Annotated in this window: 11 protein-coding genes; 5 read left to right on the top strand and 6 right to left on the bottom strand. The window is 63.7% G+C overall.

Annotated elements, in window-relative coordinates:
- Nucleotides 1-9 precede the first annotated feature (9 nt).
- Complete coding sequence (locus J7396_RS08865) at nt 10-510, bottom strand: YcxB family protein (protein ID WP_209261312.1); 501 nt, start codon at nt 508-510, stop codon at nt 10-12.
- A 192-nt stretch (nt 511-702) separates the two neighbouring features.
- Nucleotides 703-2,619 (bottom strand): ABC-F family ATP-binding cassette domain-containing protein, encoded by a 1,917-nt coding sequence (locus tag J7396_RS08870; RefSeq protein ID WP_031423791.1) that lies wholly within the window; start codon nt 2,617-2,619, stop codon nt 703-705.
- Nucleotides 2,620-2,799: 180 nt separating this feature from the next.
- Here J7396_RS08870 and J7396_RS08875 point away from each other — a divergent pair, with 180 nt between their 5' ends.
- The 4 genes from J7396_RS08875 (at nt 2,800) to J7396_RS08890 (ending at nt 11,439) form a co-directional block, all read left to right on the top strand.
- Nucleotides 2,800-5,172, top strand: coding sequence for a TonB-dependent receptor (locus J7396_RS08875; protein WP_209261313.1), 2,373 nt, complete (start codon nt 2,800-2,802; stop codon nt 5,170-5,172).
- Nucleotides 5,173-5,606: 434 nt separating this feature from the next.
- A complete protein-coding gene (locus J7396_RS08880; protein ID WP_008571081.1) occupies nt 5,607-6,032 on the top strand; it encodes a VOC family protein in 426 nt (141 codons plus the stop codon).
- Nucleotides 6,033-6,305: 273 nt separating this feature from the next.
- Nucleotides 6,306-8,693 (top strand): TonB-dependent receptor, encoded by a 2,388-nt coding sequence (locus tag J7396_RS08885; protein ID WP_014090819.1) that lies wholly within the window; start codon nt 6,306-6,308, stop codon nt 8,691-8,693.
- Between the two features lie 346 nt (nt 8,694-9,039).
- Nucleotides 9,040-11,439, top strand: a complete 2,400-nt coding sequence (locus J7396_RS08890; RefSeq protein WP_008571079.1) for a TonB-dependent receptor — start codon at nt 9,040-9,042, stop codon at nt 11,437-11,439.
- Between the two features lie 199 nt (nt 11,440-11,638).
- Here the strand turns inward: J7396_RS08890 and J7396_RS08895 are convergent, their stop codons facing one another.
- Entirely contained in the window at nt 11,639-12,832 is a 1,194-nt protein-coding gene (locus J7396_RS08895; protein WP_127167267.1) for a cytochrome P450, read from the bottom strand.
- A gap of 445 nt (nt 12,833-13,277) precedes the next feature.
- Here J7396_RS08895 and ybaL point away from each other — a divergent pair, with 445 nt between their 5' ends.
- The gene (ybaL, locus tag J7396_RS08900) at nt 13,278-14,975 is read left to right on the top strand and encodes a YbaL family putative K(+) efflux transporter (protein WP_008571076.1); all 1,698 of its coding nucleotides are present in this window, start codon (nt 13,278-13,280) and stop codon (nt 14,973-14,975) included.
- A 135-nt stretch (nt 14,976-15,110) separates the two neighbouring features.
- On the opposite strand, the gene J7396_RS08905 is transcribed toward ybaL, so the two are convergent.
- The 3 genes from J7396_RS08905 to J7396_RS08915 are packed head-to-tail and all read right to left on the bottom strand — an operon-like array spanning nt 15,111 to nt 17,609.
- On the bottom strand, nt 15,111-15,680 hold the full coding sequence (locus tag J7396_RS08905; RefSeq protein WP_008571075.1) for a hypothetical protein: 570 nt from the start codon (nt 15,678-15,680) through the stop codon (nt 15,111-15,113).
- Nucleotides 15,681-15,709: 29 nt separating this feature from the next.
- Nucleotides 15,710-17,035, bottom strand: coding sequence for a DUF6792 domain-containing protein (locus tag J7396_RS08910; protein WP_209261314.1), 1,326 nt, complete (start codon nt 17,033-17,035; stop codon nt 15,710-15,712).
- A complete protein-coding gene (locus tag J7396_RS08915; RefSeq protein ID WP_046931919.1) occupies nt 16,977-17,609 on the bottom strand; it encodes a hypothetical protein in 633 nt (210 codons plus the stop codon). The genes J7396_RS08910 and J7396_RS08915 overlap by 59 nt, the downstream gene beginning before the upstream one ends.
- Between the last annotated feature and the right edge of the window lie 297 nt (nt 17,610-17,906).

Below are 17,906 nucleotides of genomic sequence, written 5' to 3' on the forward strand. Positions count from 1 at the left end.
CTGCCACTCTCAGAGCGCCTTGGATGTCTTTTCCACCCGCAAGGCCAACTGGCGAAACGCCTCGAACTGCGCCCTGTCGGCGAACCAGTGCGGGCAGAACAGCTCGAACAGCCGGTCGTTGTGGTACAGCAACAGCACCCGGTCGTTTTCGCGGATGCGCATGTAATCGGACCAGGGGCGACGCAGATGGCCGTCCGTCCAGGTGATTTCCAGCCCGTTCTCGTCCCATGCGTAGGTGTAGGTATGCCGCAGCGAGGCCTGCTGCGCATGCAGGCGTTTGATCCGCCGCGGCAGGCCCCACACGTGCAACGCCACCAGGCCGAGCAACCCACCGCCACCGCCGCCGATCAGCACCGGGCCGATAATCTCGCTCGCGCCGCTCAGGTGCAGCAGCCCCGCTCCGATCAACAGCAGGACTGCCAGAAACACGAGCAGGCGTTTCGCATCGTGACGCGCATGCAAGCGCTGCGCGGCCAGATGGTCTTCCAGACTGATGGTGACGCTGATCATGCGCGCGACATCCGTGTGTGGCTCAACGCGCAGCGTAACCCACGCGCTTTCATCGTGGCCAACACGACGCAGCGCGCAGGCAGCCGCTAGGTGTAGACCAGGCGCGGCAACCGCGATGTACGCCTGGTACATCTCGCAACGACCATCTGACACGCCATCGTACGGTTGCGCAGGCGTTTTTGTCAGTGACGCTTACGCACCGTCGATCAACTCCATCCATGCGGTCTCGGCTTCAGCCAGCTGCTGCGCGGTTGCTTCGCGGTCGCGTCCGAGCACCGCCATCTTTTCGCTGTCGGCGTAGTTGCCGGGATTGGCCAGCTCGCGATCCAGCGCAGCGAGCGCCGCTTCCAGCTCGCCGACGCGCTTTTCGGCACTGGCCAGCTTGTGCGGGTTGACGGCTTTTTTCGGCGGCAGCGGCTTGGTCGGCGGTGGCGGGGTCGGCGCCGCCTCGGCCATCTTCTGCTTGGTCCCCTGCGCGGCCGGGCGGCTCCGCAACCAGGCGGCGTATTCGTCCAGGTCACCGGCGAACGGCTCGACCACGCCATCGGCCACGCGCCAGAAACTGTCGCAGACCAGGCCGATCAGATGGCGATCGTGCGAGACCATCACGATGGCGCCTTCGAAATCGCTCAGCGCCTCGGCCAGCGCTTCGCGCATTTCCAGGTCCAAGTGGTTGGTCGGTTCGTCCAGCAGCAGCACGTTCGGCTGCTGCCAGGCGATCAACGCCAGCGCCAGGCGCGCGCGCTCGCCGCCGGAGAAACCATCCACCACTTCGAAGGCGCGGTCGCCGGCAAAATTCCATTTCCCCAAAAAGTCGCGGAACGCCTGGTTGGAACCATCCGGCGACAACTCACGGAAATGGTCCATCGGCGACTGGCCTTCGTGCAGCGACTCCACCGTGTGCTGGGCGAAGTAGCCGATGCGCAAATCCGGATGCGCGCTGCGCTCGCCTGCCAGCGGTGCCAGTTCGCCCACCAAGGTCTTGACCAGGGTGGACTTACCCGCGCCATTGGGCCCAAGCAAACCAATCCGGTCACCCGCCTCTAGCCCGAATCCAACATCATGCAGCACGGTAATGGCATCGCTGGAACCACGCTTTTGCGATTCCCCATTCCCCATTCCCGATTCCCGCGGCACAGCGGCATAGCCGCAAGCCGCATGATTCAACCGGATCAGCGAGAACGGCAGCCGATTGGGCTGCGCGAACTGGATGCGGAACTCGCGCTCGGCGCGCACCGCCTCGGTGCCGGCCATCTTGGCCAGCCGCTTCATGCGGCTCTGCGCCTGGGTCGCCTTGCTGGCCTGCGCCTTGAAGCGGTCGATGAAGCTCTGCAGATGCGCGCGCTCGGCCTGTTCCTTCTCGTGCGCGATCTGCTGCTGGCGCAAATGCTCGATGCGCTGGCGTTCGAAATCGGTGTAGCCGCCGACATACAGCTTGGCGGTGCCGCCATGCAGGTGCAGGGTGTGGGTGGCCACGTTGTCGAGAAATTCGCGGTCGTGCGAAATCAGCAGCAGCGTGCCCGGGTACTTGAGCAACCACTGCTCCAGCCACAGCACCGCATCCATGTCCAGGTGGTTGGTCGGCTCGTCGAGCAGCAGCAGGTCGCTGGGCATCATCAGCGCGCGCGCCAGATTCAGCCGCACCCGCCAGCCGCCGGAGAACGACGACACCGCGCGATGGTGCGTGTCGGCCGGGAAGCCCAGGCCGTGCAGCAACTTGCCGGCGCGCGCTTCGGCGTCGTAGGCGCCGATCTCGGCCATCTTCTGGTGTGCATTGGCCACTGCCTCCCAGTCCTCGCGCGCGGTAGCTGCGGCTTCTTCCTGCAGTACCGCAGACACCTCGATGTCCCCGCCCAGTACGAACGACAGCGCCGGGTCGGGCAGCGAGGGAGTTTCCTGCGACACGCTGGCCGTGCGCACCTTGCCGGGCAGATCGACATCGCCCTTGTCGGCCTCCAGCTCGCCCTTCACCGCAGCGAACAGGCTGGACTTGCCGGTGCCGTTACGGCCCACCACACCGACGCGGTAGCCGGCGTGCATGGTCAGGTCGACGTTGGAGAGCAGCAGACGCTCGCCGCGTCGCATGGAGAAGTTACGCAGGGAAATCATTGATGGACAGTCCGATAGAACGAAAAGGAATGAGCAGATGAGCAGCATTCCTGCGACGCCATTCTAGCGTTAACGAATAATTAGCGCCTTCAGCGTGGCCGCCGTCTTGTTCGCCCTCCCGCGACCGCCGCCTGCCTAGCCTTGCCTGGTCCTGCCTGGACCCACGTTTTCGGAGTTGTCATGAACGCCCCCCTTTCCGCGCTTGCGACCGCCGTGGTCGCTGCACTGCTTGCTTCCCCCGCCCTGGCCCAGACCGCCGCCCCGGCCAACACCCTGGATACGGTCATCGTCACCGGTACCCGCGTGTCGGACCGCACCGTGGCCGAGTCGCAGTCGCCGATCGACATCATCAGCGCCGAATCGCTGCAAGCCACCGGCACCCCGGAACTGGCCACCGCACTGGCGCGCGCCCTGCCATCGCTGAACTTCCCGCGCCCTGCCCTGAGCGACGGCACCAGCGCGATCCGTCCCGCGCAGCTGCGCGGCCTGTCGCCCGACCAAGTGCTGGTGCTGGTCAATGGCAAGCGTCGCCACACCTCCTCGCTGCTCAACCTCAACGGCACCATCGGTCGTGGCGCGGCGGCGGTGGATCTGAACACCATCCCGGTCGCGGCCATCGCGCGGGTGGAAGTGCTGCGCGACGGCGCCTCGGCGCAGTACGGCTCCGACGCCATTGCCGGCGTGGTCAACATCGTGCTCAAGGGCGCAGAAAAGGGCGGCAGCCTGCAAGCCGGCTTCGGCCAGTATTCGGCTGGCGACGGCAACAACTACGAGCTCTCCGGCGACACCGGCGTGGCCTACGGCGGCGACCGTGGCTGGCTGCACGTGGCCGCCCAGCTCAACCAGCAGGACCCGACCGACCGTGCACGCGCCTACGCCGGCGCGCCCAGCGTCTCGCAGCCGGCAGTCGGCCAGAAGGCGTTCAAGATCGGCGACCCGGAGGTCAATGCGCAGGCGGTCTCGGCCAATACCGAATTCGCCTTCAGCGACAGCATCACCGGCTATGCGTTCGCCACCGCCAGTAACCGCGACATCACCTCGTTCGCGTTCTTCCGCGCGCCGGGCAGCAGCCAGAACATCCTGTCGGTGTATCCGCAGGGCTTCCTGCCGGAAATCCAGACTTACGCCAAGGACCGCTCGCTGGTGGCCGGCGTGCGCGGCTCCACTGCCAGCGGTTGGGACTGGGACGCCAGCTACAACTACGGCTACAACCGCATCGATTTCCACACCCGCAATACGCTCAATGTCAGCCTGGGGCCGACCTCGCCCACGGCGTTCTACGACGGCGCGCTGGAAACTACGCAGAACATCGTCAACCTGGACGTCAAGCGCGGCTTCGATTGGGGCCTGGCGTATCCGGTAACGGTGGCCTTCGGCGCCGAATACCGCAACGAAAAGTGGAACCAGTCGCCGGGCGAAGTGGGCTCGTATTTCCAGGCCGGCACGCTGGCCGGTGGCGCGCAGGGATTCGGCGGCTTCGCTCCTAGCGTGTCGGGCCGCTACTCGCGCGACAGCTACGCGTTGTACGCCGACATCGAAGCCGACTTCACCGACAAGTTCTCTGCCGGCCTGGCCGGCCGCTACGAGGACTACAGCGATTTCGGCAGCCAGGCCTCGGGCAAGTTCTCCGCGCGCTATGCGTTCACCGACAGGATCGCATTGCGCGGCACGGTGTCCTCGGGCTTCCGCGCGCCGTCGCTGGCGCAGCAGTATTTCCAGTCCACCAGCACCACCTTCCTGGCCGGCAACCCGAACCCGTTCGAGATTCGCACCTTCCCCGCCGACAGCACCGTGGCGCGCGCGCTCGGCGCCGAGCCGCTGGATGCGGAAACCTCGCTGTCCTACAGCCTGGGCCTTGTGCTGCAGCCCACTGATGCGCTCTACCTCACCGTGGATGCGTACCAGATCGATGTGGACGACCGTATCGTGCTGTCGTCCAACCTGACCGGCGCGGGCGTGCGCAGTCTGTTGGAGTCGCAGGGCATCTTCGGCATCAATGGCGGGCGTTACTTCACCAATGCGGTGGATACGCGTACGCGCGGCGTGGACGTGGTGGGCAGCTACCGCTGGCAGCTGGCCGCCAGCAGCGTGGACCTGACTGCCGGCTATAACTATTCGGAAACCGAAGTGCGCAGCGTGGCCGCCAACCCGGCCGCGTTGTCGGCCAACGGGCTGAGCCTGGAGCGCATCGACCGCACCGAGCGTGGCCGCATCGAAGCAGGCTTCCCGCGCGACAAGTTCCTGATCAACGGCAGCTGGAACTCCGAACACTGGACGCTGGCCCTGGGGGCCACGCGCTATGGCAAGTACAGCACCCGCCCAGCGGACGCGAGCAACGACCAGACCTTCGGCGCCAAGTGGGTGGTGGATGCATCGGCCAGCTACAAGATCGATCGCTGGACGCTGACGCTGGGCGCAGACAATGTGCTGGATCAATACCCGGACGAAAACAACTTCGCCAATTCCACCAGCGGACAATTCCCGTACAGCAATCTGTCGCCGTTCGGCTTCAATGGTGCGTACGTGTATGGGCGCATCAACTACCGCTGGTAAGCGCTGCGCTTGAGCAGCCGAGGTTGTCTTTGTGATCGTGAGGCGGGCGATGCGATCGGCCATCTCGCGATCAGCGCGAGACATCCGCCGCATTTGCTGTGATCGGCAAATGCAACGTCGCTGCATGCATGGCGTGTCGCCATTGCATCCTTCGACATCCAGGGTCGACCACGCGCCCCGGCCAGCCTGGGGCGTGTGCGCATCTGCCTAAGGTCTTTTTGGAACGGCACACAAACTCGCTGCCGGCACCAGGCGGACGCGGCCGCGGCATCGACTCTGTGTGCACTGCGGTTGGTGTCGCCGTCGGCGCGCACCTGACGGACTACGCGCGACGCGTTGGTCGCCACTGTGCGCACCGTATCGCTGCGAGGTGAAGACCTGCCGGCAGCTGCGGTGGTATCAACGGTGCTCCCGTCATTGCCGGAGCACGCTCCATGGAAACATCGCAGCTGTCGCGCGGACGCTTGATCGACCATCTGCACCTGGTGGTGCAGGACCTGCCGGCCAGCCGGCGCTTCTACCAGGCCGTGCTGGACGTTCTTGGGATTCCGGTCGGCGGCGAAGGCGATGGGTTCTTCTGGGCCGACGAATTATTCGTTTCCGACCGCGACACGGTGGCACAGGGCGTGCTCACCGGCCGCCACCACCTGGCATTTCAGGCACGCGATGTGGCAATGGTGCATGCCTTCCATCAGGCGGCGCTCGCCCACGGTGGTCGCGACAATGGTGCGCCCGGCCTGCGCCCCTATCACCCGCAGTACTACGCCGCGTTCGTGCTCGATCCGGACGGCAACAACATCGAAGCGGTCTTCCATGGTGTTGCGCAACGCAGTGCTGATGCGGTGCAGATCACATTCTGATGCACAAGTTTCATAACTGGTATTGCCGTCCACTATGGTGCAAGCGAGCGCCTGCCCCAGCAGGTTTGGTGCAGGCGTCGCATCACTTTGGTGCACGATGACAACGTTGCCAGTAGCACGTCAGAGATGACAGTTGCTTGCGCAACGTAACCAAAATTTGACATGCGGTTACGCGTGGTTAATGGTTGAGAACGCACCGCAGCTGCCGCGCTGGACGCGGCCCGGGAGGGGGCCCCTGCGATGCATCCGTTCCCCACTCGGAGTTGTCACCGCATGAATTGCAAGACCAGTCCACTCGCAGTCGCCGTTGTTCTTGCACTGTCGTTTTCCGCTTCAACCGCGTCTGCGCAATCGCAGGCGCCGGCCCAGAAAACACTGGACACCCTGATCGTGACCGGCACGCGTGTGGCCGATCGCACGGTCGCCGAATCGGCATCGCCGATCGACATCATCTCGCCGCAGGCACTGGAATCGACCGGCACCACCGAATTGGCGACCGCGCTCTCACGCGCGATTCCCTCGCTCAATTTTCCGCGCCCGGCCATCTCCGACGGCTCCGACGCGGTGCGCCCGGCACAGTTGCGCGGCCTGTCGCCCGATCAGGTGCTGGTGCTGGTCAACGGCAAGCGCTATCACAGCACGGCGTTGATCAATCTCAACGATACCCAGGGGCGTGGCTCTTCGCCGGCAGACCTCAACACCATCCCGATCGCCGCGGTGGAGCGCATCGAAGTGCTGCGCGATGGTGCGTCTGCGCAATACGGCTCGGACGCCATCGCCGGCGTGATCAATGTCGTGCTCAAGGGCAGCGGCGAAGGCGGCAGCATCAATGGCCGCTACGGCAAGTACAGCGCTGGCGACGGCGAGCAGTACCAACTGTCCGGCGATGCCGGTTTCAGCTTCGCCGGCACCGGCAAGGTGCACCTGGCCGCACAGGCCGGGCATTCGGATCAGACCAATCGCGCGTTGCCGTTCCAGGGCCGTGTGGAGCAGCGTTATGGCGACCCCGACATCGACCAGGGCGCGCTCTCGTTCAACGGCGAATACAGCCCCACCGATTACCTCACGTTCTATTCGTTCGGCATGGTGAGCCGGCGCGAAGTGCTGTCCAACGGCTATTTCCGCTTTGCCGGTGATAATCGCAACCGCCCGGAGATCTATCCGGACGGCTTCCTGCCGCAGATCTACAACGTCAGCAAGGACGTCTCGTGGGTGGGCGGCTTGAAGACCTCCACCGAAGGTGGCTTGAACATCGATCTGAGCTACAACTACGGCCAGAACAATCTCACCTTCGATGTGCGCAACAGCTTGAACAACAGCTTGGGGCTGGCCAGCCCGACCGACTTCCACGCCGGTACGCTGGAAGTGACGCAGAACGTGCTCAATGCCGATTTCACCAAGACGCTGGATTGGGGCCTGGCCTATCCGGTGACGCTGGCCTTCGGTGCTGAATGGCGCGGCGAGAAATTCAACGAATCGCCTGGCGATGCGGCTTCCTCGGCCAACGGCGGTATTCCCTCGGCCAACGGGTCGTTGATTCCCGGCGCGCAGGTGTTTCCGGGCTTCAAGCCCTCCGATGCCGGTTACTACAACCGCAACAGTCATTCGTTCTACGCCGACCTGGAAACCGATTTGACCGAGAAGTTCTCGGCCGGGCTGGCCGGGCGCTACGAGAAGTACAGCGATTTCGGCGACACCGCCACCGGCAAGCTGTCGCTGCGCTATGCCTTTACCGACAAGGTGGCGGTGCGTGCGACTGCATCCACCGGCTTCCGCGCGCCGTCGCTGCAGCAGCAGAACTTCCAGTCGATCGCCACCCAGTTCCTCAACGTGGCGCAGCCCAACGGCACGGTGACCGCGATTCCGTTCGAGATCGGCACCTTCCGTACCGACAACCCTGCCGCGATCGCGCTCGGTGCCGAACCGCTCAAGGCCGAAGAGTCCAAGAATTACGGCTTGGGCGTGGTGCTGCAGCCGGTGGAGAATCTGTACATCACGGTGGATGCGTATCGCATCGATATCGACGACCGCATCGTGCTGTCTGAAAACCTCACCTCGACTGCGGTCCGCAACTACCTGCAGGCCAATGGTTTCCCGGGCATCGGTGGCGGGCGTTACTTCACCAATGCGGTAGACACCAAGACGCAAGGCGTCGATGCGGTCGGCACCTATCGCTGGAACCTGGATGGCGGCAGCGCAGAGCTGACCTCCGGCTACAACTACAACAAGACCGAAATCAAACGCATCGCCGATAACCCGGCAGCGCTGATGGCGATCGATCCGAGTGCGGTGCGCATCGGTCGCGCCGAAATCGGCCGTATCACCGAAGGCACGCCGCGCGACAAGTTCTTCCTTGGCGGGACCTGGTCGCCGGGCAACTGGTCGTTCACCGGCACCGCCACGCGCTGGGGCGAGTTCAGTACGTTCGGCACCAACGCCGGCAGCGACCAGACCTACGCGGCCAAGTGGACGCTGGATCTGGCCGCGTCCTACAAGTTGGGCGCGTGGAATTTCACCATCGGTGGCGACAACGTGCTCAACGAATATCCTGACCGCCAGCAAGCCGGCTTGGGCACGCGCACCTACCTGCCCTACAGCAGCGCCTCGCCGTTCGGTTTCAACGGCGCGCTGGTCTATGCAAACGTGAACTACAAGTGGTAACTCCCAAATGCCGGTCGGTCACGGCCGGCATTTGAGTCGCGCGGCACTGCATGTTCGACGTGTCGCCGACGTCACCGTCCCTGGCCACCCTCGCACACATGAGGTGGCCAGGTTAGACGCTTTCCGCTGCACGTTGCACGTTGCACCGCTTCAGCAAGGATGCGCGCAGCAAAGCGCGCAAGGCGCCACACCGCGCATTGCCGGTTGCTGCACTCGTGCGCATTGCTCCGTCCTGCGGACGCATGCGGCGCGCAGGCATGGCCGATTACCCGTTCGCAGTTGCATTCCCCCGGTATTTACGGTGCTTCGTCGCTACGTCCATCACTCCTTTCGAGCCTTGACTCCCATGCACAACTCCAACGCACTCTCGCTGGCGATTTCAGTCGCACTCACCGTCTGTTCCTTCGCTGCCAGTGCGCAGTCGCAATCGACCCAGCCGCAGAAAACCCTCGACACCCTGATCGTCACCGGTACGCGCGTCAGCGACAGGACCGTGGCCGAATCCGAATCGCCGATCGACATCATCTCCGAGGAGTCCCTGCAGGCCACCGGCGCCACCGATGTCGCCACCGCGCTCGGCAAGCTGTTGCCGTCGCTGAACTTCCCGCGCCCGGCCATCGCCGACGGCAACGACGCCGCCCGTCCCGCCACGCTGCGCGGGCTGTCGCCGGACAACGTGCTGGTGCTGGTCGACGGCAAGCGCTATCACACCTCCTCGCTGGTGAACTACAACCCCTATGTCGGTCGTGGTTCAGCGCCGGCCGATCTCAACTCGCTGCCGATGTCGGCGATCGCCCGCATCGAGGTGCTGCGCGATGGCGCGTCGGCGCAATACGGCTCCGACGCGATCGCCGGCGTGGTCAACATCGTGCTCAAGCATGGCGCCGCGGCCGGCAGCAACAGCATTTCGGTCAATGGCGGCATCATGGACAAGGGCGACGGCGCACAGAACGGCGTCGACGGCTCGGTCGGCCTGCCGTTCGGCGCCACCAGCGGCGACACCGCGCCTGGCTGGGTGCGGCTGTCGTGGAATTACCAGAATTCGATGGACACCAACCGCAGCGAGAACACCAATCGCGCCACCACGCTTGCCGGCGCCGCCAATCCCAGCGGCGTGCCCTACCAGCGCCATGGCGATCCGGATGCCAGGTTCTACCAGGGCCTGGTCGCGTTCGGTTATGACTTCACGCCCAACGTCGAGCTGTATGGCCATCTGAGCCTCAGCCGCCGCGAAGTGACCTCCAACGGCTACTACCGTGCCTACGACAACACCGACCGCAACGTGCAGGCGGTGTATCCCAACGGCTTCCTGCCGCAGATCTACAACCCGATCAACGACCGCTCGGCGGTGCTCGGCGTCAAGGGCACCACGGCCAGCGACTGGCATTGGGACGTGTCGGCCACCTATGGCAAGAACGACATGACCTTCAACATCCTCAACAGCATCAACACCAATCTGTACTGGAGCACGGGCAGCTCGCCGACGAACTTCAATTCCGGCGGTTTCGAAACCGAACAAGGCACGCTCAACGCCGACTTCAACAAGTCCTTCGATTGGGGCCTGGCCTATCCGGTCAATCTGGCCTTCGGTGTGGAACATCGCCAGGACCGCTACGAGATCGTCGCCGGCTCGCCGGCGTCGTATTTCTTCGACCCCGACACCATCAACCCGGAAACCGGAACCCCGTACCCCGGCGGTGCGCAGGTGTTCTCCGGTCTGGAGCCCTCGGTAGCGGGCAAGTTCGGCCGTCACAGCAACGCGGCCTATGCAGCGCTGGAAGCGGACCTGACCGACAAGCTGTCCGGTGGCATCGCCGGGCGTTACGAGAACTACAGCGATGCCGGTTCCACCCGCTCTGGCAAGCTGTCGGCACGCTATGCGTTCACCGATACGTTCTCCATGCGTGCCACGGTTTCCAACGGCTTCCGTGCGCCCTCGCTGGCGCAGCAGAACTACGCCTCGGTGGTGACCCTGCCGCAGGACGGGCAGCTGATCCAGGTCGGCACCTATCGCACTTCCGACCCGATCGCCGTGCAGCTGGGCGCGCGCCCGCTGAGCCCGGAAAAGTCCACCAACTACGGGATCGGCAGCGTCTGGCAGCCGACCGCCAACTTCACCTCGACGCTGGACGTGTACCAGATCCGCATCTGGGACCAGATCCTGTATTCGGACCAGATCCAGCTCGCCCAGCCGATCGGCCAGGTGGGTGCGGTGCAATTCTTCGTCAACGGCGCCACCAGCCGCACGCGCGGCGTCGACTGGGTGAACAGCTATCGGGCCGATCTCGGTGCCGGCGGCAGCCTCAACCTGAGCGCCAGCGCCAATTACAACAAGACCAAGATTCTGGAGCTGTCCAATCCGAATTTCGGACGTGCCAGCCAGGGCCTGTTGACCGAATCCACGCCACGCACCAAGTACATGCTGGCAGCGGACTGGACCTTGGGCGGCTTCTCGCTCAACGGCAATGCCACCCGCTATGGCGCGATCAAGCGAATCGGCGATCCGGCCGACGGCAGCCAGGACCAGACATATTCGGCGCGCTGGATCCTCAATCTGGCGGCCAACTACACCTGGCAGGCGCTGACCTTCACCGTGGGTGCCGACAACGTCACCAACCAGTATCCGACCAAGGCACAGCTGACCACCGGCTACGATGATCGCGCCAGCGGTCTGCAGTATTCCTCGTTGTCGCCGTTCGGCTTCAACGGTCGCTACTGGTACGGCCGGGTGACCTACCGCTTCTGATCGGCCGGCTCGAGCGAACCTGCCGATCCGCGCATGTGTATCCGCAAACACCGCCGAGTGATCGGCGGTGTTTGTCGTTGAGGGCATCTCGATTCGGGTGCCGCGGCTGCGCGTCATCTGCCGCGACGATCGCCAGCGCAGTGATTGCCGCTGCGATGCCGTCCCGGCTGGTCACGTCACTGCACTGGATGACCGCTGCTCACCAGGAGGCGAGCAGCGTGTCGACACCGCGCAGGTTGGCGCGGTCGTTCCAGCTCAGCGTGTCCAGCTGCTCCAACCGAAGCGCCGGCAGACGCGCAAGCAGGCAGGCCAGCGCGGCTTCCACTTCGATCATGGCCAGCCGGTTGCCCAGGCAGTGGTGGATACCACCACCGAGCGACAGCGCGCGGCCCTGCTGGCGGCGGATATCCAGCACCTGCGGGTCGGTGAACTGCAGCGTGTCGTGATTGGCCGCGCCCAGCATCAGATACAGCATGGCGCCCCGGGGAACCGCCACGCCCTCGATCTCGAAATCCTGCAAGGCGGTGCGCGTGGCCATCTGCACCGAGCTGTCGTAGCGCATGCATTCGAGCACTGCATTGGGCAGCAGGCCCGGGGTTTCCTGCAGCAGGCGCAATTGCTGCGGATGCCGATGCAGCGCGACCAGCGCATTGCAGATCATGTTGGAGGTGGTTTCGTGGCCGGCAAAGAACAGCAGGATCACGTTGGAGACGATCTCCTCCTCGCTCAGGCGGCGGCCGTTGTCCTCGGCCTGGATGAAGCGCGCGATCAGATCGTCGCCGCCAGCGCTGCGACGTTGCGCGATCACGCCGTGGAAATATGTTGCCAGCTGGTCGTACGCAACGCTGGTGGCCTGCAGTTCTTCCGCCGTCATCATCGGATCGAAGACTTTCGCCAGCGCGCTGGTCGCGTGACTCAGCGCGGTGACATCGGCTGCATCGATATCCAGCATCCGGCAGATGATGGCGATCGGCAGCGGGAACGCGAACTCGGCCAGCAGATCGCAGTGGCCGTTGGCCTGGAAAGCGTCGATCAACCCGGCGGCGGTATCGCTGGCTACCTCACGCATGGACTCCATCTGCCGCGCACCGAAGGCCTGCGTCATCAGTCCGCGCAACTGCGTGTGCAGCGGCGGATTGAGCAGCAGGAACATGCGGCTCATGCCCTGGAACAGCGGCAGGTGCACCGCCGCCTCGCCGTAGCGCAGACGAACGCTCTGCAGATAGTCGCGACCGACCCGTCGGTCGCTGAGCAGGCGATCGACCACGGCGTAGCGGCCGGACATCAGCCGCCCGTCCGCCACCTGCACCAGTGGGCCTTCTTCGCGCAGGCGTGCGTAGGTCGGATAGGGATCGTGGCGGAACTGGGGTGTTGCCAAATCGCTGAGATGCATAGCCTGGCTCATGTGGCATCACCCCCGAAATAGGGGCGATGCATGCGTACACCTGCCAAAGGACGCAGGTGCTCGACGGGATGCCCCGATTATCTGCACGCATCGCGCCCCGGCCTTGCGCAAGCGCGAAGCGGTGTCGTCAATGTTGACTCGGCATGCCGGACTTGCGCCGTGCGTCTCGGCTCGCAGGCGCAGGCGCAGGCGCAGGCGACAGCGGTTTACGCGCGCCACCTGACGCATGCATCTGTTTGCACGCATGCGCCGCGTGTCGCATCGCGTTAATCATGCGCTGTGTACTATGGGCGCCCGGCCAACTGGACCTGTTTTGCGGTCCAGTTCCCCCTGCCGGACTCCAGCCATGACCACGCAATGCCCGCAGGCGATGCCCGGCGCAGTGCCGTTGGCTGGCTCGACGATCTCCCGGACACTCTCACAACGGATTGGAATGCATCACGACACCAGCCTCATCGACATCATCGCCGTCGGCCTCGCGGTCGCCTTCATCCTTGGCACGCTCGCGCAGAAGGTGAAGCTCTCGCCGTTGGTCGGCTACCTGCTGGCCGGCGTGTGCGTAGGGCCGTTTACGCCCGGATTCGTGGCCGACCAGACCATCGCCAACCAGTTGTCCGAACTCGGTGTGATGTTGCTGATGTTCGGCGTGGGGCTGCATTTTTCGCTCGACGATTTGATGGAAGTGAAGTGGATCGCGGTGCCTGGCGCATTGGCGCAGATCGTGGTGGCCACCCTGCTCGGCTGGGCGCTGGCGTGGAGCATGGGCTGGTCGCTGATTCACGGCTTGGTGTTCGGCCTGGCGCTGTCGGTGGCCAGTACGGTGGTGCTGTTGCGTGCGCTGGAAGAACGCCGTTTGCTGGACACCCAGCGCGGCCGCATCGCGGTGGGCTGGCTGATTGTCGAAGACCTGGTGATGGTGCTGGCATTGGTGTTGCTCCCGGCGCTGGCGGATGTGCTCGGTAGCGGCGCACCAGCCACGACGCACGATGCGCAATCGCCCTCGCTGCTGGCCGCGCTGGGCGTGACCTTGCTCAAGATGGTGGCGTTCGTCGCGGCGATGCTGGTGATCGGCCGGCGCGTGATTCCCTGGTCGTTGGAAAAAGTGGCGGCAACCGGCTCACGCGAACTGTTCACCCTGGCCGTGCTCGGTATCGCGCTGGGCGTGGCATTCGTGTCGGCTACGTTGTTTGGTGTGTCGTTCGCGCTCGGCGCGTTCTTCGCCGGCATGCTGCTCAAGGAATCGGAACTCAGCCATAAGGCCGCCAACGATTCGCTGCCGTTGCGCGACGCGTTTGCGGTGTTGTTCTTCGTGTCGGTGGGCATGTTGTTCGACCCGATGATCCTGATCGCGCACCCGTGGCAGGTTCTGGCGACCTTCCTGACCATTACCGTGGGCAAGTCGTTGGCGGCATTTTTGATCGTGCGCGCGTTCGGCCACCCCACCGGCACGGCGCTCACCATTTCCACCAGCCTGGCGCAGATTGGCGAGTTTTCCTTCATCCTGGCCGGCCTGGGCGTGCAACTGGCGATCCTGCCGGAAACCGGGCGCGACCTGATCCTGGCCGGCGCGCTACTGTCGATCGTGGCCAACCCGTTCCTGTTCTCGTGGCTGGACCGCTGGCAGGCCAAGCAGGCGCAGGACGCGCCCGCCGCCGTGGAACCGGAACTACCGCCTGGCCCGCCATTGCCGGCCGATGGGCATGCCATCGTGATCGGCTACGGCCGCGTCGGCAGTTCGCTGGCGCAATTGCTGCGCAGCCGCGGCGTGCCGGTGCTGGTGATCGACGACAACGGCGACCACGTCGCCAAGGCCCATGCGGCTGGTATTCCCGGCATCCGGGGCAGCGCAGCGGCCGACCGCGTGCTGGCCGAGGCACGCCCGGAGCATGCCAAGATCGCAATCCTGGCCATTCCGCAGCCGCTGGAAGCCGGCGAAGCACTGGCCAAGCTGCGCGCCATCAACCCCTCGCTGACACTGCTGGCGCGCGCCCACAGCGACGCCGAGGTCAAGCACCTGCTCGAACACGGCGCCGACGGCGCGGTACTGGCCGAGCGCGAACTGGCCTATTCGCTGGCCGAAATGGTGATGTCCACCCCGCCGTACCGCGCGTTGAACGTGCCGGCGTCGTGACAGTTGCTGGTTCGATGCCCCCAGTGCTCAGCGCCAAGACGACGCACATTACCCAATGGACTCACTATGGGGTAGCTACTGCCGATTGCATCGCCACGCGGCCGTCACCAAGACACACGACAGCCGCTATCAACATCAGCGTGGCTTGACCGGTCGGTACTGACGACGATCGCCGTACGCAGCGCCCTTGGTGTCCACGTTCGCGCATAAACGGTCGCCGCAAAGCATTACGTCGGCGCCGTTGTAAGCGCGCAGCAACTCGGCACGCAACCGATTGTCACGTATTTCCTGACGATATTGGGTCAACAACCACCCACCGCCGCCCAACAACAGCAGTAGACCTCCCAGGACAACCGCAGCGCCTTTCCACAGCAGCAGGCGCTGCCCGCGCTCGATGCGCTTGAGCTGATCGGACAATGATTGCGCGCCTTCCCCGATCAAACCACCGGCCTGCTGCAGCCGCTTTTCGAAACCGGCGACAGGTTGATCCAAGCCCTGCTGAATGCTCCGAATCAAGGTGTCGGGTACGCGCTGCAGCGTCTGCTCGGCCGAACGGGTGACCACGTTTGGCAACGACTGGGCGACTTGCTCCAACTGCTGGGCAAGGCGGCGTTGAAGTTGTTCCAGTTCGGCGCATCGACGCTCGAACTGTTCCATCAGCATGGCGGCTTTGCTGACCAGCGCCATCGGGTCTTGTACGTCCATCGTGCCTCCAGTCTTCCTGGTGATGACGACTACAGGCTGCGTGCGCCGATGCGCATGGTCTCTTGCTGCTGCGACTCGGCCTGTTGCCGCTGTGCCTGCATCGCCTGCCGGGCCGCCTGCTGTTCCTGCTGGTTCACCGTCTCGACGGCCTCGGCGTGCAATGCGCGGCCATGCGGCTCATTGGCAAGGCTCTGCGTCATCTGACGGAACTGATCACGGTCGCCGCTCTGTGCGGCGGCCAACATGCGATCGAGAAATGCGCTTGGGTCGTCCTTCAACGAGGGCATATTTCCGCTGTGAGTCGGCGACATCGCACGCGCATCATGCGCTCCCTGCGCCTCTCCCTTGAGCGGCACCTGCCACGCCTGCGGCACATGGCTGCGCTCGCGGTCATGCTGGAATTGCTGCATCTGCTGTTGCCAGGTCGGCGCATCCATCTCTCGACGTCCTGTTCCCGGTTCCAACGGACCGCGCAGGTGATCGACCCCATCGCGGGCCAGCCCAGGGATTCCACGCGAGTACACCGTCAAGCCGGACCGTAGCGTCTCGATGTCGCCGCGATACTTCTCGATCATCGGCGCGTACCGCCGAGCGAGCTGCTGCGTTGAAGGGTCTTCCAAGACGGAGGTATCCGCTTTGCCGGCCCCATCGACTGGCAGGAAGTTATGCATGCGATGCGATTCACCCAACCTGACAGCCGCCGAAAGCGGATCACGCGCGTCCAGCGCACTGCGGTCGTTGACGTAGTCCGCGGCCTTTAGGACAGCAATTTCCTGCGGTATGGCATAGACCTTGACTTGGCCGTAATGGCGGCCTGCGGCGCTGACTGCATCGCCGGCCATAACGTGATTGATCACATCGCTGCCGCCTTCCGGAATCCGCCGATCCAGACTGACCGCGCCGTAGGCGTCGAAGGTCTGCCCCTTAAGGCCGAAGTGATGCGCAGTGACTTGTGCCAAATTGCCACCGAGCGAGTGGCCAGCAACCGTCACATCGGGGATTGGTAGACCGGTACTGAGATGCTTTTGCTCTGCATATTTCAAGGCGCGCTGCGTAAACGTGATGGCGTCTGCTACCTGCGCATTGTGGCGAGTCGCGACCATCCCACCGTCGGCCAGTGCACCGTCCAGTAAGGGCTGGCGATCAAACTCGCTTCCTCGGTGGACAACCACTATTTCCCTGGTATCGGCTCTCTCGTAGATGACGCCTTGGTAGCCTGACGGCTTGTCCACGTATTGCAAACGTCGGACAGGTAGACCGCCGATATTTACAACAGCGCTTCGCTCTCCGGTATCTTCAGGCTTGTCGTAGCCATCGCGGGTCAGTGCGGCGTACTGCTGGCTGGTGAGACTCATGGGGCGCCCTTTCCGCCTTGAGATTTATACGAAATAAGTTACTTCGATTTGGCTCTGCGTATTTGTCAGCAGACTCTTCGCCAAAATCGACATAGTCTTCCAAATTACTCCTGGGATACCCCCCTGACCAAAAAAAAGTTGTTTTTTGCTTAAGTTCGTCAAAGTATTTTTTTTCTAGACTAGGCGAGAAAGCTGTTTCCGCCCTGCCACCTGTCGCCTTCAGGGAAACACCGAAACCTCCAAATTCCCAGTGGCAGACGCCCTTGCCGTAGTAGTCAGCATCGACCATGCCATCCATATAAATCATCGCCGTGAAAACCGTATCGTTGATCTTCTGAAAAGAAACAGGTATCGCGTGTTCTTTTGGCTTTGTCGACATCCCCAATGAAGCATCGAATGGCGCGCACTGATCACGATCCTTCATGTCGTAAAACGCTTTAGCTGACGCAGCCCCAAACGGCCCCGGCGCATTCTCAATGGTCATGGTCACCCTATAGGCCTGCTTCGGATGCTGGTTCTTCCGATAGATCGGATCGCCGTCTTCGTCGCGCGCCTGCGCGTCCCTCGATTGCATCGTGGTCTCCTTTGCTCCGCACGCGCACAGCGAAATCGTCAGAGAGATGTATAGCAGCGCGGCTGAAGTGCGGTACATAGTGGTTGGCCGATAAACGCCTTGTTTCCTCAAGGCTACGGCGTTTCCTGGGCAGCAACAACATTGGGTTCGGCGTAAGACACGTGCTGTTAAACAGTTCCAAGTGCGCAGCAACGATCCGGGTGTGGGGGATGACTGTCTACAGGCTCCAAGCTAACCCATCGGAATCACGCCGCAGTGGTTACCCAAAAAGACCGCTAGACACACTTGATAATCATT

Source organism: Xanthomonas sp. A1809 (assembly GCF_017746015.1).
GTDB lineage: Bacteria > Pseudomonadota > Gammaproteobacteria > Xanthomonadales > Xanthomonadaceae > Xanthomonas > Xanthomonas euvesicatoria.